We start from the raw sequence: 21,409 nt of genomic DNA on the forward strand, positions 1-21,409 counted from the left end.
TTCCCTCTGCCTGGTGGTGATGGCCCGGGGTGTGCTGGCTCCCCGCGAACCGTGGAGGATCACCAGGGGGCGCACTGTCATGAGCCACTCTGGTCGAGCAGCCGGATGATGTCGTCGGCAAGCAGTCTCGGCTGAACGCCGTGCGACATCGATGGGCGGATCCCGTCGATGTAGGCGCGGATCCGCTCCCGGTCCTGGCCGCGCAGGTGCGGGATCAGGTTTCTGATCACCCGCAACGCCAGATACTGCTCGTTGGCCGACCGGGGCGCGGCGAGCACGGACCTGACCGTCTCCAGATCCGCGATGTCCGTCTGGACCTCCATGATCGCGAGTGCGGCGATCCGCTCACCGTCGCTGCCGTCGGTCAGCGCCGCCTTCACGCCGGCCGCGTCGTAGTGTCCGAACCTCGCGATTCTCCGCGCCTGCTCGGCCAGGCGGTCGAACGCTCCGGTCCGGCCCAGGCCGACCGGCATCGAGCGGCGCGCGTCCTCATAGGCGGCACCGATGTCGGTCATGCCGTGCAGGACGTCGCGGGCCCGGTTACGGAGCTGGACCGCGCCCTGACTGTCGCCGTCCTTCTCGGCCTGGACCGCTTCCTGCTCATACATGGCCGCCACGTAGCCGCGCTGGTCGGCCCGGGCCATCGCCTCCCCGAGCAGCAGCCGCGAGTAGAGCCAGCCGGTGACGAAGCCGAACGCCGCCGCGAACACGGTCAACCCGCCCGCGAAGATCGTTCCGGTGGGCCGGCCACCGAAGGACGGCGCGAGCGCTTCGAAGAGGTCGTGTGCCGCGTCGCCGATGGCCTGGAACTGGGTCAGCCCGATGCCGACGAGAATCTTGGTGAGCCAGTCACTGACCTGCTCCAGGTTGGTGTTCGCGACGACCTCCCGCGGGGGCAGCGGCCGGTGCCCCGAACCGTCGGACGAGAACACCTTCGGCACGCCGAAGATGAACCCGACCAGGCCGCCCACCAGCATCGCGGCCGCGGCGACGATCAATCCGGTGGCGAAGGTGTCCCAGGTTCCGCACGGCTGAACCGTCCCTTTGCAGTGGAAGGCGAAGATCGCGATCACGGCCACCGTCACCAGGACGCCGATGCAGATCCAGATGATCATGGCGGCCCAGGCGCTGACCTCCCGGCCTCTTCGGGCCCACACGTGAAAGCCCACACCGCACCCCTCAGGTTCGCGCCAGGGGGAAGGTCACCTCATCATCCTCACGTTCGAGCATCGTGGTGGGCCAATGGAGGAACTTCGAGTGGCGGGGTGCCGACGGGCGCGGGCCGCGACAGCATGGGGGGCATGACGAAGCTGAGTGGGCGGGAGATCGCGGAGCAGGCACCCGAAGGGTGGGTCTACCTGCTGGAGAGGTTGCAGACCCGGCTGCGGACCGGGGACTTCGCGACCGGGCTGGCGCTGGTCAACGCGATCGGGGCGGCGGCCGAGGAGATGGACCACCATCCGGACCTGGATCTGCGTTACGGGCATCTGGACGTGCGGACCAGCAGCCATGACGTGGGCGCGGTGACCGAGCGGGACCTGCGGCTGGCCCGGACGATCTCGGAGCTGGCGGCGAAGGCCGGAGTCGCACTGGACAAGGCCGCTGTCGCCGTGCTTGAGCTGGGCCTGGACGCGCCGGCGGGGGAGCGGCTCGGCGGGTTCTGGGCAGCGGTGCTCGGCGGGGAGCACCGGGATCACAACGGGTCCGACGACGAGGTACGGGACCCGGCCGGGGCGGTGCCCACGATCTGGTTTCAGCGGTCCGGGAGCGAGGAGCCGCGGCAGCGCTGGCATCCGGACCTGTGGGTGGATCCGTCCGAGGTGCGGCCGCGGATCGACGCGGCGGTCGCGGCCGGGGGAACCCTGGTCACCGACGAGTTCGCGCCGAGTTTCTGGGTGCTGGCCGACCCGGACGGCAACCGGGTCTGTCTGTGTACCTGGCAGGAGCGTGATTAGACGGACGCGATGAAGCCCGGGGCAGGTCGGAGGGCTGCCCCGGGCTTCATCTCACCTTTCAGGCCGCGACAGGAGCCTGAGCGGTGACCGGAATCGACCCGCCCGACAGGTGCCGTAGGTATGCCGGCAGGGTCAGGAACTCCGGGCACGTTCTTTCCGTGAGCAGGACGGTCAGCAGGGTCCGGGCCTGGCCGAAGAGCCGGGCCGCTTCCTCGTCCAGCGCACCGGTCTCGCTGAGCACGTCCAGTTCCTCGCGCAACATCCGGGTGACCATGGCGGCCGTCACCGGCACGCCGTAGTCGGTGAGTGTCCCCGAGGAGATCCACTGCCAGAGCTGGGCCCGGCAGATCTCGGCGGTCGCGGCGTCCTCCATGAGCCCGCCGAGCGCGACGGCGCCGCGCCCGCCCAGCCAGGAGGCGATGTACCGGAGCGCGACGCTGACGTTGGTACGCAACGCCACCTCGCTCACCGACACGCCGAGCGACTTGACGTCGAGCAGTTCGGCGGCGCCGATCCGCACGTCGTCGCGCTTGCGCACGATCTGGTGCGGCTCGTCGGCGAGCCACTGGTCGAACACCTCACGGCAGGTCTCGACCAGGCCCGGGTGTGCCACCCAGGAGCCGTCGAAGCCGTCGCCGACCTCGCGCCGCTTGTCCTGGCGGACCTGGTTGAGCGCCCGCTTCGCGGCGACCGGGTCACGGCTGGGCACGACCGCGGCCATCCCGCCGATCGCGTGGGCGCCGCGCCGGTGGCACGTCTTGACCAGCAGCTCGGTGTAGGCCCGCATGAACGGCGTGGTCATGGTGACCTGGGACCGCTCAGGCAGGACCGCGTCCGGCCGGTTCTTGATCATGCTGAACAGGTAGTCCCACCGGCCGGCGTTGAGGCCGGCCGAGTGCTCACGCAGTTCGTACAGGATCTCGTCCATCTCGAACGCCGCGTTGATCGTCTCGATCAGGACCGTGGCCCGGATCGTGCCGCGCGGGATGCCGAGCAGTTCCTGGGCGAAGATGAAGACGTCGTTCCAGAGGCGGGCCTCCAGGTGCGACTCCAGCTTCGGCAGGTAGAAGTACGGTCCGCTGCCCCGGTCGATCTGCTTCTGCCCGCAGTGGAACAGGTACAGGCCGAAGTCGAACAGCGCCGCGGAGACCGCGCGGCCGCCGATGCGCAGGTGGCACTCCGGCAGGTGCCAGCCGCGCGGGCGGACCATGATCGTCGGCAGCTGGGCGCCGACCTGGTACAGCCGCCCGTCCGGGGCCGTGTAGCCCAGCGTGCCGTCCAGCGCGTCCTTCAGGTTGACCTGCCCGAGGATGACGTTCTCCCAGGTGGGAGACGTGGAGTCCTCGAAGTCCGCCATCCAGACCTTGGCACCGGAGTTGAGCGCGTTGATGGTCATCTTGCGCTCGGGCGGGCCGGTGATCTCGACGCGCCGGTCGAGCAGGTCCGCGGCCGGAGCCGCGACCTGCCACGACGCGTCGTCACGCACGTGCTGGGTGGAGGGCAGGAAGTCCAGGTCGGTGGTGCGAGTGGCCCGGCGGCGCCGGCGGCGCTCCAGCAACTGCACCCGGCGTGCGCCGAACTCCCGGTCCAGCGCCACCACGAATTCGATGGCCTCGGGGGTCAGGATTTCGGAGTATCGGTCTGCGGTGGTTCCGGTGATGGTGATCTCTTCGGCACCCATGATCAGATCTCCCTGCCCATCTCTCAGATCAGAACTGCTCGGCCTCGGTGGAGCCGGACAGGGCGGTGGTGGACGACTCGGGGTTCAGGGCGGTGGAGACGGCGTCGAAGTAGCCGGTGCCGACCTCGGCCTGGTGCTTGGTCGCGGTGTAGCCGTCGACCTCGGCCGCGAACTCGGCCTCCTGCAGCTTCACGTACGCCGTCATGCCGGTCTCGGAGTAACCCTTGGCCAGCTCGAACATCGAGTGGTTGAGGGCGTGGAAGCCGGCCAGGGTGACGAACTGGAACTTGTAGCCCATCGCGCCGAGCTCCTTCTGGAAGCGGGCGATGGTGGCGTCGTCCAGGTTCTTCTTCCAGTTGAACGACGGCGAGCAGTTGTAGGAGAGCAGCTTGCCCGGGTGCTTGGCGTGCACGGCCTCGGCGAACTTGCGGGCGAACTCCAGGTCCGGCTTGCCGGTCTCGACCCACAGCATGTCGGCGTAGTCGGCGTAGGCGATACCGCGGGCGATCGCCGCGTCGTCGCCCGGGGTGACCCGGAAGAAGCCCTCGGCGGTGCGCTCGCCGGTCAGGAACGGCTGGTCGCGCTCGTCCACGTCGGTGGTGAGCAGGTCCGCCGCCAGGGCGTCGGTGCGGGCGATGACCAGGGTCGGGACGCCGGCCACGTCGGCCGCCAGGCGGGCCGCGTTCAGCGTGCGGATGTGCTGCTGGGTCGGGATGAGAACCTTGCCGCCCAGGTGGCCGCACTTCTTCTCACTGGCGAGCTGGTCCTCCCAGTGCACACCGGCCGCACCCGCGGCGATCATGCCCTTCATCAGCTCGAACGCGTTCAGCGGGCCACCGAAGCCGGCCTCCGCGTCGGCGACGATCGGGGCGAACCAGTCGCGCTCGTACTTACCGTTCGAGGTGTCGATCTGGTCGGCGCGCAGCAGGGCGTTGTTGATCCGGCGGACCACCGCGGGAACCGAGTTCGCCGGGTAGAGCGACTGGTCCGGGTAGGTGTGACCGGAGAGGTTCGCGTCCGCCGCGACCTGCCAGCCGGACAGGTAGATCGCCTTCAGGCCGGCGCGCACCATCTGGGTCGCCTGGCCACCGGTCAGCGAACCGAGAGCGTTGATGTAGTCCTCGGTGTGCAGCAGCTCCCACAGCTTCGCGGCGCCCCGCTCGGCGAGGGTGTGACGCTCCTGCAAGGTGCCACGCAGACGGACGACGTCCTCCGCGGAGTAGGTGCGCTTGACACCCGCCCAACGAGGGTCGCTGGCCCAGGCCTGAGTGAGGTCCGCTGCGGTACCGCCCCGGGTTTCGGCAAGCTCAGTCATCAGAAATTCCCTTTCGTGCCCTGTCGCGTTCTTCCGCGCTTCTGTTCGGAAGAACTTCACTCTCAGGGATCCCACCAGCCCCATAGAAGGCCCTTGTGAGAAGAAGAAACGCAAAAATTCTGCTAGGTTGAAACACGTGACCGCTTCACCTTCGGACTCAGTCGACCTCGTCACCCTTGGGCAGCGTCTGCGGCATTTGCGGCGTACCAAGGGCATGACCCTGGACCAGCTCAGCGAGGCGGTGGGCCGGGCGCCGTCGCAGCTCTCGCTGATCGAGAACGGGAAACGGGAGCCCAAGCTCTCCGTCCTGCAGGCGATCGCAGCCGCCCTGGGCGTGACGATGCAGGACCTGCTCCGCGCGGAGGCGCCCTCGCGGCGGGCCGCTCTGGAGATCGAGCTGACGCACTTTCAGAAGAATCCCGCTTATTCCGCGCTCGGTCTGCCCCTGGTCAAGGGTGGCCGGCGCCTCCCGCCGGACGCGCTGGAGTCCCTGATCGGCCTGCACCGGGAGCTCAACCGCGTGCTCACCGAGCAGAGCGCCACCCCCGAGGTGGCCCGCCGGGCCAATGCACAGCTCCGGTCTGACATGCGCAAACGCAACAACTACTTCGCCGAGATCGAGTCCGCGGCCAACAAGATCCTGCTCTCCGTACGGCACACGACCGGCCCGCTGTCCCAGCGCGGCATCCTGGATGTCGCCGCTCAGGTCGGGTTCACCCTGCACTACGTGAACGACCTGCCCAGCTCCACCCGCTCGGTCACCGACCTGAAGAATCGCCGAATTTATCTCCCGCAGGTCGCCAGCGGTAAAGGACACGACCCGCGCGGCGTGGTCCTGCAGACCCTCGGGCACTTCGTGCTCGGGCACAACGACCCCGCCGACTACGGCGACTTCCTGCGGCAGCGGGTCGAGGTGAACTACTTCGCGGCGGCGCTGCTGATGCCGGAGAAGTTCGCCGTCGACTTCCTCGCCGCAGCGAAAGCCGACCGGGCACTCGCGATCGACGACTTCCGGGACGCGTTCGGGGTGTCGTACGAGACCGCGGCACACCGGTTCACGAACCTGGCGACGCACCACTTCGGAATCCCGGTGCACTTCGCGCGCGTGCACGAGAGCGGGATCGTCTACAAGGCGTACGAGAACGACAACGTGCGCTTCCCGTCCGACGTGACCGGGGCGATCGAGGGGCAGCCGGTCTGCCGCAAGTGGGCGTCCCGGACGGTGTTCGAGGCCGAGGACCCGTACTCGTCGTTCTACCAGTTCACCGACACGACGGCGGGGACGTACTGGTGCACGGTGCACGTGGAGTCGACCCGATCGGGGGAGTTCTCGGTGACCGTGGGGACGCCGTACGAGCACGCGCGCTGGTTCCGGGGCGGGGACGTGTCCGGGCGTACCGTCTCGACCTGTCCCGACCCGGACTGCTGCCGGCGGCCGCCGGCGCAGCTCGTCGACCGCTGGGCCGGCAACGCCTGGCCCTCGGCCCGGGTGCACTCGCACCTGCTCGCCGCGCTGCCCCCGGGCACCTTCCCCGGCGTCGACAACCGCGACGTCTACGACTTCCTGGAGCGCCGCGCCTGACGATCCTGGCCACGCTGTCGAGCGCCGCATCCTGATCTTCGAAACGGCTGCGGCGCCTACATCGACCGGCAATATCTTCAAGATCATTTCCGGGTACGACCGATGGAGCGCTGTGGCCAGGCTCGAGGCCAAGTCCCGTGACATCTCGCGCGGGGCTCGCGCCATCCGGCCCTCAGCCGCGCGTCACGGCCCGCTTTCCGGTCGCGTGTCACGGCCCGCTTCCCGGCCGCGTGTCACGGCCCGCTCCCAGCTGCGGGTTGCGGCTGGTGGCGCCGCTCGCGGTTGGTGGGCGCGGCCGTTCCGGGATGTGGGCGGGTGCTCCTGGTAGGCGGGCCGCTGCGCCGACGTCGGGGGCTTGCGGGGCCCGGTGCGGCGCTAGGTGCGCAAGGTTTCCGCGTTCGCGGTGACGGCGGCGACGCGCGGCGGCAACCGGGGGTGGCACGGGCCTCGCGCGGGAAGGTCACGGAACTTGGCTCGAGCCTGGCGACGGGGCTCCATCGGTCGTACCCGGAGGTAGGGATCGGCCGCTTTAAACTTCGCTGATGACGGTGGTGACCTCGGCCTGGGAACGCGTCGAGCGGTGGATGGGGCGGAACGCGCCCATGAGCGCGGCCAAGCTCGCGGGACCGGCGACCACCGAGGCGATCGCCGCGGCGCAGGGCCGGACCGGGCTCACCTTTCCCGAGGAACTCGTCGAGTCGCTGCTGCGGCACAACGGGCTCACCGAGTGGGCGAGCCTGCTCCCGGAGGCCGATCCGCAGAGCCTCGACGAGATCGTCGAGTGGTACGAGATCCGGATGGACATCGCCCCGGACGTCGACGGTTTCGACACGCACTCGCCGAACGATGAGCCCTGGTGGCACGAGCTCTGGGTCCCGTTCGGCGCGTTTGCGAGCAATCTGCAGGTCATCGACCTGCGGCCGGGGCCGGAGCGGGGGCGGCTGGGACTCGCGCCGAACAGCGACGGCGGAGACTTCTCCAATGCGTACCCGTCGCTGGGCGGGTATCTGACGCTGGTCGCGGAAGCACTCGAGACCGGTGGCCGGGTCGGCTGCTGGCATCCGTACCTCACGGTCACGGGCGAGATCTGGTGGGGTCAGGCCGGCGAGACGGAACTCGCCGGGCAGCCGCTGCATCCGGTTCCCGGAGGCCGGTGAGGGGCGACGGGCTCAGCGGCCCGTGGTGCGTGCCCGCAGCGCGAGCAGCCGGTAGGTGGGGTCGGGGCGTGGCGAGTCCTGCTCGGGCAGGGCGGTGAGCGCGGCCCGAACCGCTTCCAGCTCCGCCGGCGGTGCCCACTTCAGGCGGTTCGCCTCGGCGGCGGCCAGCCAGCGGGCGGGGGTGCGGCCCTGGCCGACACCGCGGAAGGCGGATTCGCCGGCCGGGTGCAGGCCGTGTTCGGCGGCCAGCGCCAGAACTCGATCAGCGTTGTCGGCGCGGCGTGCGGCGTGCCTGGTGCGGAACGGTTCGGTCGCCACCGCGAGGTCGCCGCCGGGCCGCGCGAACGGGGCCTCGTCCTTGTCCACGGTGGTGATCAGGACGCCGCCGGGGCGCAGGACGCGCGCGGCTTCGGCGATCACCGGGGCGGCGTCGGGGAGCAGGTGCAGCAGCCAGATCACGACCACGGCGTCGACCGACGCCGCTTTCAGCGGCAGTGCGGTGGCGTCGGCCCTTGCGACGCCGCCGGGCAGGCGCGTGGCGGCCCGCGAGAGCATTGCCGGCGTACGGTCGATGCCCAGTACCGTCCGCCGACTCCCCGCCAGCCGGGTCGTGACTATGCCGGTTCCGCAGGCGACGTCGACAACCGTTCGTACCGAAGCGGGAAACAGCGCGGTGACCGCCCGCGCCGCGGCAGCGGCCCGGGGCTCCCCGCCTCGAGTGCGATCGTAGTCCGCGGCCTCCGCGTCGTAGTCGATCATGTCGCCGAGGGTAGGGGGCGCCCCCCGTCCGCCGCGAGCGACTAATGTTGCGGCCATGACTGCCGGGTCGGCCTCGCGCCGTGCACAGAGCGGCTTCCCGGCCGCGCGTTGATCCTCCGGCGGGCCCGTGGCCCGCCCGCTCTCCCCGGTGTTGCGAAATCCACTGTGGGGAGAAGAGAGGAAACGCATGTCCAGCTTCGAGGAACTGTCCGTCGGTGACGTGGTCGACGGCGAGGTGACGGCGGTCGTGCCGTTCGGTGTGTTCGTCCGGATCGCCGACGACGCCGACGGGTTGTTGCCGCAGGCCACCGGTCCGGAGGTCGGTACGCCGGTCCGGGTCCGGCTGATCGCGATCGACGTCGAGCGGCATCGTGCCGCGCTCGCGCGCGTGTAGGAACAGCCGAGGCCCGGTGGGTTGAGCGGGACAGCTCGGTCCACCGGGCCTGGCGGGTAGGTGATCGGGTCCGCGCGCCGCCATCGTCGCCAGGTCGACCAGCCAATGCCGGGGCTCCTCGGTGCCGACCACAGCGGCGTCATGCCGTCGACCGGATCCAGCACGAGCCACCGCTCGTCGACCTCGTCCGGACCGGCCCCGTCCGCCGTTTGTTCCCGGACATGGGCCCAGAGCAGCTTGCCGTGGAGAACGCCGATGATTGTACGAAATATGTGGGTTTGGGTGTTGCCCTAAAGATTCCTTAACAGTGTTTACTGTTAAGAACATTTCATTTACGTTGGTGAACACGTCGTCCCCTCATCCTCACCAAGGAGTACCTGATGAGACGCCGATTCACCCTGCCCCTGCTGACCGTCGCGGCGGTCGTCGGATCGCTGTTCGTGGCCGTCAGTCCGGCGTCCGCGCACGGCTACATCTCATCCCCGCCCAGCCGTCAGGCCAACTGCGCCAGCGGTGCGGTCGCCAACTGCGGCGACATCATCTACGAACCGCAGAGCGTCGAGGCCCCGAAGGGTTCCACGCAGTGCAACGGCGGCGGCAGCCGCTTCGCGGTGCTCAACGACAACAGCAAGAACTGGCCGGCCGCCACGGTCGGGCAGTCGGTCACCTTCAACTGGGTGCTCACCGCGCGGCACTCGACCGCGACCTGGGAGTACTTCATCGGCGGCACCCTGCTGGCGTCGTTCAACGACGGCGGGGCGCAGCCGGGCGCGACCAAGTCGCACACCGTCAACATGAAGGGGTTCACCGGACGGCAGACCGTGCTGGCCCGGTGGAACATCGCGGACACGGTCAACGCGTTCTACTCCTGCGTGGACCTGAACATCGGTGGCGGGGGCGGCACCACCCCGCCGACCACTCCGCCCACCACCTCGCCGACCACTCCGCCGACCACGTCCCCGACGACGCCGCCCACCTCCGGCACCACGACGTGGGCGGCCGGAACCACCTACAAGGTGGGGGACCGGGTCACCTACGCCGGCAAGTCGTACCAGTGCCGGCAGGCGCACACCGCGATCAACGGCTGGGAGCCGCCGAACGTGCCGGCTCTCTGGACCGCGCTGTAAGCCATGTCCTCTCCGATGGAACCGAGCGGCCCGGTTCGCCGGGCCGCCTCGGCCCGCACTCCTTCCCCGGCGCGGGCCCTTTCTCCGGTACGGACCCCGAGTGCCGTGGCCGCGATTGTGCTGTCCGCGGTCGCCTTCCTGCCGGCCGGTTGCGCCAGCCCACCCGCCGCGTCGTCACCGCCCACGGCAGTCGTCCCGGCCGAATCCGCGGCAGCCGCACCGGCCGCGTCCGCGGCGGTCAACGAGGTCGACGTGATGTTCCTGCAGATGGGCCTGGCGCAGATCGGCGAGGGCGAGCAGATCGCCGCCCTCGCCGAGGAGCGCGCCGGCAACAGCGAGGTCCGGGCCGTCGCGGCCGAGCTGCGTGAGCAGTGGAAGACCGAGAGCGGCACCATGGAACGCTGGCTGCTGGGCTGGGCAGAACCGGTCACGGCCGATCCGTCGGCGGGCGCGCACGCCGGCCACGGCGACCTGCACGCGCTGCGCCCGTCGGACTTCGGCGAGCTGCGCGCCGTTCAGGGCGCGGACTTCGACCGTACGGCGGTCAGCCTGCTGCTCGGGAACCTGCACAACGGCATGGAGACGCTGCGGATGGAGGCCGCCGGGGGCTCCTACCCGCCGGCGCGGGCCCTCGCGACGCGGATGGCCACCACTCGCCAGGCCCAGATCCAGCGTCTGCTCAAACTGGCCGCCTGAAAGCCGGATCCCCGCCGGCTCACCCTCTGATCAGGCCCTCGTCGTCGACCTCCCACACGCCGGCCGGGGTGCTGGTCCACCGCCAGTCGCCGCCCAGGGCCTGACAGGCGGTCCGGACCTCGGTCAGGAACGCGTTCAGCCGGGGCGCGTTGCGGGCGGAGACGACACGGTTGTCGATCGGGCCGTCGTGGACGCGGTGCGCCGGATGATTGTGCGGGAACCAGATGTCGGTGGCCGTGGCGAGGCTGACGGTGAAGCTGTCGTCCTCGTCCCAGAAGCTCGGATCGATGGAGAGCGGCGGATAGACCCGGCCGTGCGGGGGCAGGCCGGCGGCCCCGGCGAGGTCGGCGACGTTGGTGAACCAGGCCTCGGTCATGCCGTCGCCGGTGGCGTACGCCAAGCGGGCGGCCGGAAGGTAGAGGTCGGGCCGGCCGAGGAGGAAGCCGGCCGGGAAGGTGCCGAACGGCTCGACGCGGTCGCCGTGGGCCACCAGCCAGTCGGCGATGGAACCGTCGCGGTCCCGGCGGAATTCCCCGTCGAGGGCCTCGACCACTCGCAGGATGCCGTGCCGCTCACCGGCCCGCAGCACGGTGTCCTGCCATGCGGTCACCCGCTCGCCCGCGGTGACCCGCGGAATGTGCGAACTCCAGATGAACCCTTCGTCGGTCTTGAACGAGTTCCAGTTGTTCACGTCAGACGCACTGCCCGGAGACGTCGAGGAGGGCATTCATCTGCTCCTTGGACCATCGATGTGTGCCGAGCTGGTTGACGATGAGCACCTCGTCGGCCTGGGCCGTGCCGTCCACGCACCAGTCTGCCAGCAGGGAACTCCGGCCGCTGCCGGTGAGCTTGCGCTCCAGGCCGGCCCGGTCGGCGGCCTGTATCCAGCCGGCCGCCGGTTCGAGGTAGATCAGCGCGATCCGTCTGCTGTCCGGCGGCGCGTGCTCGGCCACCCCGGTCGACGACGCGGCCGGGTTGCGCCCGTTGAGCTGCCGTAACGCGGTTCGCAGGTTGGCGTACAACTTGTCGCTGCTGACCGTCTTGATCTGGAACGCCTCGGTCTCGGTACGACCCGAGACGGCCCGCTCGACCAGCAGGTCGACCCTGTATCTCCGGCCGCCGACCTCCTTGACGCCGTCGAGCAGGACCCGCGCCCGGGGATCGGCGCGCAGCGTGGTCACGGCGACCTGGACCTCACGGCGGAAGCCGATCCTGCCCTTGTCCGGCTGGGGCGCCGTGGGATCGGGATCGATCTCGAAGTCGAGCTGGCTCAGCTTCTCGGCGAGATCCTGCGGATTCTCCAGGCGCCCGGACTGGGTGAGAGTCTGCAACTCGGGGACGGCGTTCTGGCGGAACGCGTTCTCGACCGCGGCGAGCACCTTGCCGGGGCGGAAGCCGGCCCGGCCGGACATCACGTCGAGGGCCCGGTAGGCGATGGCTTTCTGCACCTCGTCGCCGTTGTTCAGGATCGAGGCGTTGGGTATCTCGATGCCGCGCGAGCGGAGCCGGTTGATCACGGCCGCGGAGGCTCCGGCCAGGTCGGGGCTGAAGATGTCAGCCGTGTAGTCGACCGGGACCTGAGTGGTGCGGCCCGCGACCCGCGGGGCCGGGTTGGCGAAGGTCATCGGCGCGGTGGTGCGGCTCTCACCTGGCTGGAGCGTGCCGATCGAGATGGTGCGGGTGGGCATGCCGGGACTAACCGTCGCGACGACCGAGGCGCGGCCGGCGGCGGTGCCGGTGTTGGTCACGGTGACCGTCCACCGGCAGGTGGGGGTGGTGCAGTTGGTGGCGTTCACGGTGGTCTCGAAGTGCGGGAGCTTCGGGAGGACGGACCCCTCGACGGGTGGCTCCTCGGGCGCTGGGAGCCCGCCGGACCTGGCGGCCTCCGGAAGAACCTTGGCGACGGCCCGCTGGACGGATTGCGCCGCGCCGTCCGGGGCGTCGTTGACGGTGACGCTGACGTACGGCGGCTGCGGCACGGCGACCGGAGCGAGCGCGTAACGCGCGGGGCGCGGGCTTCCGGCGTACGCCGATGTGGGGTGGAAAGCGGTGGGGGTCGCGGACCGTGGGCCGGCCTGCGGTCGTGCCCAGGAGACCGGCTTGATCGGGCCGGATCTGGTGATCGGGCCGCCGAGCCAGACGAGAGTCTGCGGCGATTCCGTGGTGACCAGGACCGACCAGCCGTTCCACGTCATGCCGGCGACGCGCCGGCCGCGGAACGGGTCCTCGACGGGCATCACGGTGCCGTGGTCGCGGACCTGGGCGAGCAGGTGGGCGAGGGATCCCGGGTCGAAATTGCCGGTGAGCTCCACCGGGAACGGGTCGGCGGACGGGGTGGCCCACTTCTTCCGCAGCGCGCCGGCCTGGTCGGGGTTGCGCCGCGACCACCAGTCGGCGTCGCCGCGGACGGCCGAGTACGCGGTGTATTCGACCAGGTCGGCGGTGCCGGCGACCGGGTCGGTGATGGTGCCGGTGGCGTTGAGCTCGTCGTCGAGCGTGAATTTCCCGCTGATCGACTCGCCGTCGGGGTCGGCGTAGGTGACCTCGACCGCGGTGGCGGACTGGTCGTGGAGCCGGTCGGCTGCCGCGCCGATCGCATCGGCGCCGGTCTTCTCGCGGGTGAGGAGGAAGAGCGTGGTCGTGACCGCACAGATCAGGGCGAGACTGACCGCGGGGAGGACGGCCCGCCGACGGGGCCGGACCGGCGCGGCCACCAGGCTCGCATCCGGCGGCATCGCGGGCGGTTCCTCAACCGGCATCGCGGGCGGTTCCTCAACCGGGGGCGCGGGCGACTCCCCACCCGGGGCGGGTGGGCCCCAGACCGGTTGCGTATCCGGCCGGTTGGCCGGCGGTGACGACCATGGTCCGGCCGGGGGCGTCCGGTCCGGCTGCTGAGGCCGGTTGGCCGGCGGTGACGACCATGGTCCCGGCGGCGTCCGGTCCGGCTGTTGGTTCGGATCCATTCGTCCCCCATATCCGATGTGGACGGGGCGAGGCTAACGGAGCCCACCGACAAAACCATTTGGCCGGCCTTGAGTTCTCCGATTGGCATGTTCCCCGGTGGTGCCCGATAGGGTCGCGGGATGCCTGAGTTGATTGTTCCCACCGTCCGGCTGCGGGACAGCTGGCTCGAGTCCCGGGACGAGTGGGGGAAGGGCGTGCACCAGGACGGCAGCGGACTGCGGTTCGGGACCGATCTGGACTCTCCGGCGGGGTTCGCCGCCTGGGTGGAGTGGCTGGTCAGCTGTGCGGACCGGCTGCGGCCGGCGCCCGAGGGCTGGGTGCACTGCACGTTCCGGTGGATCGTCGAGGGGGACCGCTACCTCGGGGCGATCGCGTTGCGGCACGAGTTGGACGACTTCCTGCTGCGGGCCGGCGGACACATCGGATACGGGGTTCGGCCGTCGGCCCGGCGCCGCGGGCTGGCCTCGTTCGCGCTGGGGGCGATGCTCGGCGAGGCCCGCGCGCTGGGGCTGGACCGGGTCCTGATCACCTGCAACGTCGCCAACGAGGGGTCGGCGCGCACCATCGAGGGGCGCGGCGGCGTGCTGGAGGACATCCGGGAGACCGAGATCGGCACCCTCAAGCGTTACTGGATCGCGCTCTGAAGGCCTGGACCAACGGGTTCGGCGGAAGCGTGCCGACCGCCTCCCGCAACGTCCGCAGCAGCGCGGTGGCCAGCGCCGAGGGCCGCCGGCTCGGCATCGCGACCCCGATGTACCGGCACGGGCCCGGTGGCCGCAACGGCACCGCGACGATGCCCGCCGGGTCGGTGGTCAGCGCCACCTCCGGGATCGTGCTGATCCCCACCCCGGCACGGACGAGCGACTGTGCGAACTGGTAGTCCGTTCCCCGGCAGGCCGTCCGCATCTCGAACCCGGCCAGCGCCGCGTAGTGCTCCAGCAGGTCGCTCTGGTCCAGGCAACCCTGCACCCACCGCTCGTCGCCCAGCTCCGCGATCGCCAGCGAGGACGACCCGGCACGGGGGTGGTCGGCGGGCAGGGCGACCCACATCGGGTCCTCCAGCACGGGTGTCCACACCAGCCCGGAACGGTCCCCGTCGACGACCGGCGGCGGGCCGGTGAAGTGGTAGGCGAGGGCGAGCTCGGCCGTCCCGGCGCGGACCAGCGGCAGACTCTCCTGCGGCTCGCTCTCGATCACGGTCAGCTCGACGCCCGGGTGGGCCGCGGTGAACCGGGTCAGCGCGGCCGGCAGCAGCCGCTGGCCGCCACTGGTGAAGGTGGCGACGGTGAGCCGCTCGGTGCGCGCGGTGGCCAGCCGGTCGATCTCCCGCTGGGCGGTGAGCAGCTCGGCGGAGATCGCCTCGGCGGCGTCGATCAGGACCAGGCCGGCCTCGGTCAGCTCGACGCCGCGGGTGCTGCGCCGCACGACGGGGGTGCCCAGCCCCCGCTCCAGGGCGCTGATCTGCTGGGACACCGCGGACGGGGTGAGCCGTAGCTCGGCGGCGGCCCGGTTGAAGCTGCCGTGCCGGGCCACCTCGGAGAGCACCTGCAACCGCCTCGAGTCGATCATCGGCTCTGCCCCCTGTTAAGAAACGCTTACGACGCCATCAGTAAGTCAGCACTACCGCTTACTACCGTACGGCGGAAGGCTGTTGTCTGTGAATCGTCGTGCCTGGCTCCTCTTCGTTCTGGTCTCCGTGCTCTGGGGCATTCCGTACTTCCTGATCAAAATCGCCATCGACGACCTCTCGCCGATGCTGGTCGTCGCCGGTCGCTGCGCCATCGGCGCGGCGGCCCTGATCCCGGTCGCCGCGCTGCGCGGCACGCTCACCGCGCTGCGCGGCCGGATGCGGGTGGTCGCCGGGCTCGCGGCGGTCCACATCGTCGGGCCGTTCCTGCTGATCACGTACGGCGAGACGCACATCAGCTCGTCCCTGACCGGCATCCTGATCGCCATCGAGCCGGTCGTGATCGCCCTGCTGATGGCGAACTCCGAGCCGATCACCGGGATCCGGACGGTCGGCCTGGTCACCGGGTTCGCCGGAGTGGTGGTGCTGGTCGGCCTGGACGTCTCCGGCGACCGGTGGGGCCTGCTCGGTGCCGCCATGGTGCTGCTCGCCGCGCTCAGCTACGCCTACGCCACCCGGATGGTCCAGCAGCGGCTCTCGGACGTCCCGCCGGACGCGCTGACCGTCGGCACCACCACCGTCAGCACCCTGGTGCTGACCCCGTTCGTCCTGTTCCGGTTGCCGGACGCCGGCGCCGTCGGCGTCGACTCCTGGCTGGCCCTGGCCGGGCTCGGCCTGCTCTGCACCGCCCTCGCGATGCTCGCGTTCTACCGGCTGATCGCCCTGGCCGGGTCGAACCGGGCCGGCCTGGTCACCTATGTGAACCCGGTGGTGGCGGTGCTGCTCGGGGTGGTGCTGCTGCGCGAACCGGTCGGCGTCGGCACCGCGGCCGGCTTCCTGCTGATCGTGACCGGCTGCTGGCTCTCCACCCGGCCGGTCCGGGCCCGCGCCGAAGAACCGGTACCGGTGGGCTGATCAGCTGATCAGGCGGCGTTCCCAGACCCAGGCGGCGATCTCGACCCGGTTGCGGGTCCCCAGCTTCTGATGGACGCTGCCCAGGTGGGTCTTCACGGTGCCCACCGAGATGAACAGGTCCGCGGCGATCTCCGCGTTGGTCTGGCCGCGGGCGATCAGCCGCACCACCTCGAGCTCCCGTGGCGAGAGGCCGCCGTCGTCGGCGCTCGGCCGCGGGGCGGTCAGGTGCTGCAGCAGCCGGACCGTGATCGACGGGCTGATCAGCGCGTCCCCGGAGACCGCCGCCCGGACCGCCTCGACCAGCAGGGCCGGCCCGGAGTCCTTGAGCAGGAACCCGGCCGCGCCGTTGTGCAGCGCCTGGTGCACGTACTCGTCCAGGTCGAAGGTGGTGACCACGACCACCTTGACCGGGTCGGTCACGCCGGGGCCGGCGAGCAGCCGCAACGCCTGAAGGCCGTCCATCTTCGGCATCCGGATGTCCAGCAGCGCCACGTCCGGCCGCAGCCGGCGGGCCGCCTCGACCGCCTCGACACCGTCGGCCGCCTCGCCGATCACCTCCATGTCCGGCTGCGCACCGATGATCATGCCGAAGCCGGTGCGGACCATCGCCTGATCGTCCGCGACGAGTACCCGTATCACCGTCAGAAACTCCTGTTCACAGCGGAAAGACCGCGTCGACGACCCAGCCGCCGTCGACGCCCGGCCCGGCGACGATCCGCCCGCCGGCCGCGCGGACCCGCTCGGTCAGGCCGACCAGACCGTATCCCGGCGAGCCGGGCGACGGGCGCGGGACCGGACCGTCGTTGGCGACCCGGACGAGCAGCTGGTCCCGGGTCCGGCGGACCCGGACGTCGACCGCGGTGGCCTGCGGCGCGTGCTGCCGGGCGTTGGTCAGCGCCTCCATCACCACCCGGTACGCCGACGTCGACACCTCCACCGGCAGGCCGTGCACCTCGCCCTCCAGCAGCAGCCGCGCCGGCGGGCCACCGGCCGCGGTGAACTGCTCGGCGAGCGGCACCAGCTCGGGCACCCCGGCGATCGGGGCGAGCGGCGCGTCCGGTCTCGACTCCGGGTCGCGCAGCACGCCGACCATCCGGCGCATCGACGCCATCGTCTCGGTGCCGGCCTGCTCGATCTGCTCCAGGGCGAGCAGCACCCGGTGCGGGTCCTGCTCGGCGATGAACCGGGCGCCCTGGGCCTGCACCACGATCCCGGTCACGTGGTGGGCGATGAAGTCGTGCAGGTCCCGGGCGAACTCCGCGCGCTGCTCCGACCGGACCGAATCGAGCGCGCGCAGCCGGTTGGTGGCCATCATCCGCAGGGCGACACCCACCCCGATGGCGCCGGCCGCGCCGAGCGCCTGGATCAGGCAGAACGTGCCGTAGATGGTGGAGTGGCCGGCCCGCAGCGGCATCACGCTGACCGCGGTGCCGGTCACCATGAGCGCGACCAGCGCCCAGCCGGGGGTGGCGTTGCGGGCCACCACGGCCAGCACGATCAGCAGCGCGGTCGACTCGGCCAGCCCCCACAGCCCGCCGTACGGGTCGAGGAGGGCCAGCACCCCGGTGACCAGCAGCGAAGCGGCCGAGACCGCGATCGCGCTCAGCGGCAGCCACAGCGATCCGAGCCGGTAATGCGGCAGCCAGACCGCGGCGGCCGCCATCGCGAGCAGCACCTGGACCGGGAGGAGCGGGCTGGACTCCCCGCTGCCGCCGGCCACCTCGACGAAGCCGATCAGGGCCAGCAGGGCCAGCCCGCCGACCTGCATGAGGCCTACCAGAACACGATTCATCGTGAGCCAGCGTAGGCGGCCGGGGCCCCGGCCCCATCGGCCGAAAGTTAGAGGCGCCGGACCGCGAACCCCGACCGCGAGCCGATGTGCCACTTGCCGGCGTCGATGAGGATCACTCTGCCCGGTTCACAGCCTTCTTGGAGCTTTCATGCAGACGCAGTCCTCACCCCCGGTCGGCCACGACGCCCTGGCGGCGGTCGCGGCCGTCGACCTGGTGAAGGTGTACGGCGCCGGCGACACCGCGGTGCGAGCGCTCGACGGGGTCACGGTCGGGTTCGAGCGTGCCCGGTTCACCGCGATCATGGGCCCGTCCGGGTCCGGCAAGTCCACCCTGATGCACTGTCTGGCCGGCCTGGACACCGCCACCTCCGGCCAGGTGCTGCTCGGCGGCGCCGACCTGACCAAGCAGTCCGACAAGGTGCTGACGAAGGTGCGCCGGGAACGGATCGGCTTCGTCTTCCAGTCGTTCAACCTGCTGCCGCAGCTGACCGCGCTGCGCAACATCACCCTCCCGCTCGACCTGGCCGGCCGCCGCCCGGACGCCGAGCTGCTGGACCGGCTGGTCACCACGCTCGGGCTGGCCGGCCGGCTCGGGCATCTGCCCAGCGAACTCTCCGGCGGCCAGCAGCAGCGGGTCGCGCTGGCCCGCGCCCTGGTCTCCCGCCCCGAGGTGCTCTTCGCCGACGAGCCGACCGGCAACCTGGACTCCCGCTCCGGGGCCGAGGTGCTGGGCCTGCTCCGCGACTCGGCCCGTAACCTGGGGCAGACCATCGTGATGGTGACCCACGACCCCGGTGCGGCCGCGTATGCCGACCGGGTGGTGCTGCTCGCCGACGGGCGACTGGCCGGGGAGATCTACCAACCGGACATCACGTCGGTCACCGACGCCCTGCAGAAGCTGGCGGCCGGCCGGTGAACCCGATCCTGCGTACCCAACTGGCCGGAGTCGCCCGGCGCCCGGCCCGCATGCTGCTCACCGGCCTCGCCGTGCTGGTCGCGTCGTTCGTCGTCTACGCCACGGTCCTGGCCCAGCAGATCACCCAGCGCAGCATCGTGGACGGGCTCAGCGGCACGCCGGAGGCGGTCGACCTGGTGATCCGCCAGGGGTCGATCGACGACCGGCACCTCGCCGCGATCAACGCGATCCCCGGCGTCTCCCGCACCTCCGCCCAGACCGAGATCGGCGCCCAGCTGGGCGGGCAGTATCTGAACATCAGCGGCGACCCGGGCAGCGGCCCGCTCGCCCTGGTCTCGGTCACCGAGGGCCGGTACCCGAGCGCGGCCGGCGAGATCGCGGTCACGCCGCGGACCGTCCAACTGCTCGGCCTCAAGGTCGGATCGACCGCCTCGGTCGATCCGGGCACCGGGAAGAAGGTGGCGCTGAGGGTCGTCGGCGTGGTCAAGCCGCCGGTGGACTTCGGGAACGACGCGTACGCTCCGGCGAGCACCGTGCTCGCGCTCACCGTTGACCACTTCGTCCAGGGGATCTACGTCGACGTGGACGCCGGGACCGACGCCGGGCCGGTGCGCGACCGGATCGAGGCGCTGTTCGCCGGGGCCAAGGACGAGGACCGGCCGGAGGTGGTCACGGGGGCCGACGTCCGGCTCGCCGAGGCCCGCGACGCCGCCTCCCAGATCGACCAGGTCTTCGCGGTGGTCGGCATGTTCGTCGGGATCGCCGTCGCGGCGGCCGGCCTGATCGCCGCCAGCACCTTCCGGATCGTCTTCGCCCAGCGGATGCGGCAACTCGCCCTGCTCCGCGCGATCGGCGCCGGCCGGAGTGCGACGTTCCGCGCGCTGGCCACCGAGGGAGCGCTGACCGGCCTGGCCACCGGCGCGGTCGGGGTGGCCGTCGGGCAGGGGGCCGGGTTCGCGGTGCCGGCCCTGCTGCGTGGGATCGGCTGGAACGTGCTGAACCCGGGGATCCCGGTGCTCTGGGCGGTCGGCACGATCCTGCTCGCCGTGGTGATCTCGGTGGTCGCGGTGCTCGCCCCGGCGGTCTCCGCCGCCCGGGTCGCGCCGCTCGAGGCGCTGCGGACCGCGGCCGGCACCGGTGCGCGGACCGGCATCGGCGTACCGCGCTGGATCGCCGGGCTGCTCCCGCTGGCCGCCGCCCTGGCCCTGGCCGGATACGTCTACACCAACCTGCCCGGACTGGACGAGCGGGATTACGACCCCCAGATGATGCTGCTGGCCGTGGTCGCGTCCGGCGCACTCGCCTTCGCCGCCCTGATCGCGCTCGGGCCGGTGCTGGTCCGGCCGGTGCTCGCGGTCACCGGCTGGCCGCTGCGGCGGCTCGGTCCGGTCGGCCGGCTCGCGGTCGGCGGGGTGGGCGGCAGCGCCCGCCGGGCCGCCGCGGTGTCGGTGGTGGTCGCGCTCGGCGTCACGCTGGTCGCCGGGGTGCTGGTCGGTGGCGCCTCGATCCGGGCCCTCGGTGACCGGGAACTGGCCGCCGCGGCGCCGACCGACTTCGAGATGACCGGTGGCGACGGGAGCACCCTGCCGGAGGAGATCGTGACCCGGGCGAAGGCGAGCGGGGAGCTCACCCGGGTGACGCCGTACCGGCGGCTGACCAGCGCGAAGATCGCCCAGTTCGAGGGCACCGCGGTCACCGACCTGGACGTGCGGGCGCTGCCCCGGCTGCGCGACCTCGACGTCCGGTCCGGCTCGGTGGACGAACTGAAGCCGGGCACGGCCGTGGTCGCCGGCTACCTCGCCGAGATGGCGGGTCTCCGGCTCGGTGACACCGTGCGGGTGGAGAACCAGGGCAGAACCGTCAGCCTGCAGGTGGTCGCGGTGCTCGGCGACGACGCGCCGCTGCACGCCGGGCTGCTGGTCGTACCGGCCGATCTGACCGCGATGGGGGCGGGCGGCGGGTGGTCCGGGATGCTCGCCGACGCGGCTCGGGACGGGGCGAGCGCGCGTACCGAGGCGCTGCGGGCGATGCGCGCGGCCGCCGGCGGGAAGACCGAGTTCAGCGTCGTCGTCCTCGCCGACCAGCGTGACGCCCTCGACGCCGAGCTGGCCACGCTGCTCGGCATCGCGCTCGGCCTGATCGGCCTGACCGTGCTGATCGCCGTGGTCGGCGTGGGCGCCACCACCGCGCTGTCGGTGGTCGAGCGGGTCCGCGAGTCCGGGCTGCTGCGCGCGATCGGGATGTCCCGGGCCGGCCTGCGCACCATGCTCACCCTCGAATCGGCCCTGTACGGCGTGATCGGCGCGGTCCTCGGCTTGCTGCTCGGCGTTCCGTACGCCTGGCTGGCCCTGCGGGCGACCGGAGCGAACGCTCCGCTGGCGGTGCCGGTCTGGCAGCTGGCCGGTGCGTTCCTGATCCTGGTGGTCCTGACCGCGCTCGCCGGCGTCCTCCCGGCCCGGCGCGCGGCCCGGGTCAGCCCGGTGAACGCGCTCGGGACGGACTGATCCGGCGAAGTCCGGTCGGCCTGCC

The 21,409-nt window shown here is 71.4% G+C and carries 19 protein-coding genes; 10 read left to right on the forward strand and 9 right to left on the reverse strand.

From position 1 onward, the window contains the following. Window positions 1-77: 77 nt before the first annotated feature. Window positions 78-1,169, reverse strand: coding sequence for a hypothetical protein (locus tag CHC09_RS13195; RefSeq protein ID WP_143232304.1), 1,092 nt, complete (start codon window positions 1,167-1,169; stop codon window positions 78-80). 132 nt (window positions 1,170-1,301) lie between these two features. On the opposite strand from CHC09_RS13195, the gene CHC09_RS13200 reads away from it, so the two are divergent. Continuing rightward, window positions 1,302-1,955, forward strand: a complete 654-nt coding sequence (locus CHC09_RS13200; protein WP_089293677.1) for a VOC family protein — start codon at window positions 1,302-1,304, stop codon at window positions 1,953-1,955. A gap of 58 nt (window positions 1,956-2,013) precedes the next feature. Here CHC09_RS13200 and aceB read toward each other — a convergent pair whose 3' ends face one another. Beyond that, window positions 2,014-3,636 (reverse strand): malate synthase A, encoded by a 1,623-nt coding sequence (aceB, locus tag CHC09_RS13205; protein WP_089293363.1) that lies wholly within the window; start codon window positions 3,634-3,636, stop codon window positions 2,014-2,016. A 28-nt stretch (window positions 3,637-3,664) separates the two neighbouring features. Further along, window positions 3,665-4,951 (reverse strand): isocitrate lyase, encoded by a 1,287-nt coding sequence (gene aceA, locus CHC09_RS13210; protein WP_089293364.1) that lies wholly within the window; start codon window positions 4,949-4,951, stop codon window positions 3,665-3,667. A 136-nt stretch (window positions 4,952-5,087) separates the two neighbouring features. Between aceA and CHC09_RS13215 the strand changes: the two genes are divergently transcribed. Next, window positions 5,088-6,533, forward strand: coding sequence for an XRE family transcriptional regulator (locus CHC09_RS13215; RefSeq protein WP_089293365.1), 1,446 nt, complete (start codon window positions 5,088-5,090; stop codon window positions 6,531-6,533). Between the two features lie 542 nt (window positions 6,534-7,075). Next, the gene (locus CHC09_RS13220) at window positions 7,076-7,690 is read left to right on the forward strand and encodes an SMI1/KNR4 family protein (RefSeq protein WP_089293366.1); all 615 of its coding nucleotides are present in this window, start codon (window positions 7,076-7,078) and stop codon (window positions 7,688-7,690) included. 12 nt (window positions 7,691-7,702) lie between these two features. Here CHC09_RS13220 and CHC09_RS13225 read toward each other — a convergent pair whose 3' ends face one another. Beyond that, a complete protein-coding gene (locus CHC09_RS13225) occupies window positions 7,703-8,449 on the reverse strand; it encodes a class I SAM-dependent methyltransferase (protein ID WP_089293367.1) in 747 nt (248 codons plus the stop codon). A gap of 187 nt (window positions 8,450-8,636) precedes the next feature. On the opposite strand from CHC09_RS13225, the gene CHC09_RS13230 reads away from it, so the two are divergent. The 3 genes from CHC09_RS13230 to CHC09_RS13240 all read left to right on the forward strand — a co-directional run bounded on the left by CHC09_RS13230 (window position 8,637) and on the right by CHC09_RS13240 (window position 10,666). Next, window positions 8,637-8,843, forward strand: a complete 207-nt coding sequence (locus CHC09_RS13230) for a S1 RNA-binding domain-containing protein (RefSeq protein ID WP_089293368.1) — start codon at window positions 8,637-8,639, stop codon at window positions 8,841-8,843. A gap of 380 nt (window positions 8,844-9,223) precedes the next feature. After that, window positions 9,224-9,970: a lytic polysaccharide monooxygenase gene (locus CHC09_RS13235; protein WP_089293369.1), complete on the forward strand. Its 747-nt coding sequence runs from the start codon at window positions 9,224-9,226 to the stop codon at window positions 9,968-9,970. 105 nt (window positions 9,971-10,075) lie between these two features. Further along, complete coding sequence (locus CHC09_RS13240) at window positions 10,076-10,666, forward strand: DUF305 domain-containing protein (RefSeq protein ID WP_239138316.1); 591 nt, start codon at window positions 10,076-10,078, stop codon at window positions 10,664-10,666. Window positions 10,667-10,685: 19 nt separating this feature from the next. Here CHC09_RS13240 and CHC09_RS13245 read toward each other — a convergent pair whose 3' ends face one another. Both CHC09_RS13245 and CHC09_RS13250 read right to left on the reverse strand, forming a co-directional pair. After that, window positions 10,686-11,393, reverse strand: a complete 708-nt coding sequence (locus CHC09_RS13245) for a hypothetical protein (protein WP_143232305.1) — start codon at window positions 11,391-11,393, stop codon at window positions 10,686-10,688. Further along, on the reverse strand, window positions 11,359-13,425 hold the full coding sequence (locus CHC09_RS13250; RefSeq protein WP_089293372.1) for a hypothetical protein: 2,067 nt from the start codon (window positions 13,423-13,425) through the stop codon (window positions 11,359-11,361). Before CHC09_RS13250 ends, CHC09_RS13245 begins: the two co-directional genes overlap by 35 nt. A 324-nt stretch (window positions 13,426-13,749) precedes the next feature. Between CHC09_RS13250 and CHC09_RS13255 the strand changes: the two genes are divergently transcribed. Continuing rightward, window positions 13,750-14,274: a GNAT family N-acetyltransferase gene (locus CHC09_RS13255; RefSeq protein WP_089293373.1), complete on the forward strand. Its 525-nt coding sequence runs from the start codon at window positions 13,750-13,752 to the stop codon at window positions 14,272-14,274. On the opposite strand, the gene CHC09_RS13260 is transcribed toward CHC09_RS13255, so the two are convergent. Next, complete coding sequence (locus CHC09_RS13260) at window positions 14,249-15,199, reverse strand: LysR family transcriptional regulator (protein WP_089293374.1); 951 nt, start codon at window positions 15,197-15,199, stop codon at window positions 14,249-14,251. The two genes, CHC09_RS13255 and CHC09_RS13260, sit on opposite strands and share 26 nt — an antisense overlap. A gap of 88 nt (window positions 15,200-15,287) precedes the next feature. Between CHC09_RS13260 and CHC09_RS13265 the strand changes: the two genes are divergently transcribed. Next, entirely contained in the window at window positions 15,288-16,172 is an 885-nt protein-coding gene (locus tag CHC09_RS13265; RefSeq protein WP_089293375.1) for a DMT family transporter, read from the forward strand. Here CHC09_RS13265 and CHC09_RS13270 read toward each other — a convergent pair whose 3' ends face one another. Together CHC09_RS13270 and CHC09_RS13275 are read right to left on the reverse strand one after the other, a co-directional pair. Continuing rightward, the gene (locus tag CHC09_RS13270) at window positions 16,173-16,811 is read right to left on the reverse strand and encodes a response regulator (RefSeq protein WP_089293376.1); all 639 of its coding nucleotides are present in this window, start codon (window positions 16,809-16,811) and stop codon (window positions 16,173-16,175) included. It abuts the gene before it with no gap. Window positions 16,812-16,827: 16 nt separating this feature from the next. Beyond that, window positions 16,828-17,964 carry a sensor histidine kinase gene (locus CHC09_RS13275; RefSeq protein ID WP_089293377.1) on the reverse strand — a complete coding sequence of 379 codons (1,137 nt, stop codon included), beginning with the start codon at window positions 17,962-17,964 and terminating at the stop codon, window positions 16,828-16,830. 148 nt (window positions 17,965-18,112) lie between these two features. On the opposite strand from CHC09_RS13275, the gene CHC09_RS13280 reads away from it, so the two are divergent. Together CHC09_RS13280 and CHC09_RS13285 are read left to right on the forward strand one after the other, a co-directional pair. After that, window positions 18,113-18,880: an ABC transporter ATP-binding protein gene (locus CHC09_RS13280; RefSeq protein WP_089293378.1), complete on the forward strand. Its 768-nt coding sequence runs from the start codon at window positions 18,113-18,115 to the stop codon at window positions 18,878-18,880. Continuing rightward, window positions 18,877-21,384, forward strand: a complete 2,508-nt coding sequence (locus tag CHC09_RS13285) for an FtsX-like permease family protein (protein ID WP_089293379.1) — start codon at window positions 18,877-18,879, stop codon at window positions 21,382-21,384. Before CHC09_RS13280 ends, CHC09_RS13285 begins: the two co-directional genes overlap by 4 nt. The last annotated feature ends 25 nt before the right edge of the window (window positions 21,385-21,409 follow it).

The sequence above is a fragment of the Actinoplanes regularis genome (assembly GCF_900188005.1).
Lineage (GTDB): Bacteria > Actinomycetota > Actinomycetes > Mycobacteriales > Micromonosporaceae > Actinoplanes > Actinoplanes regularis.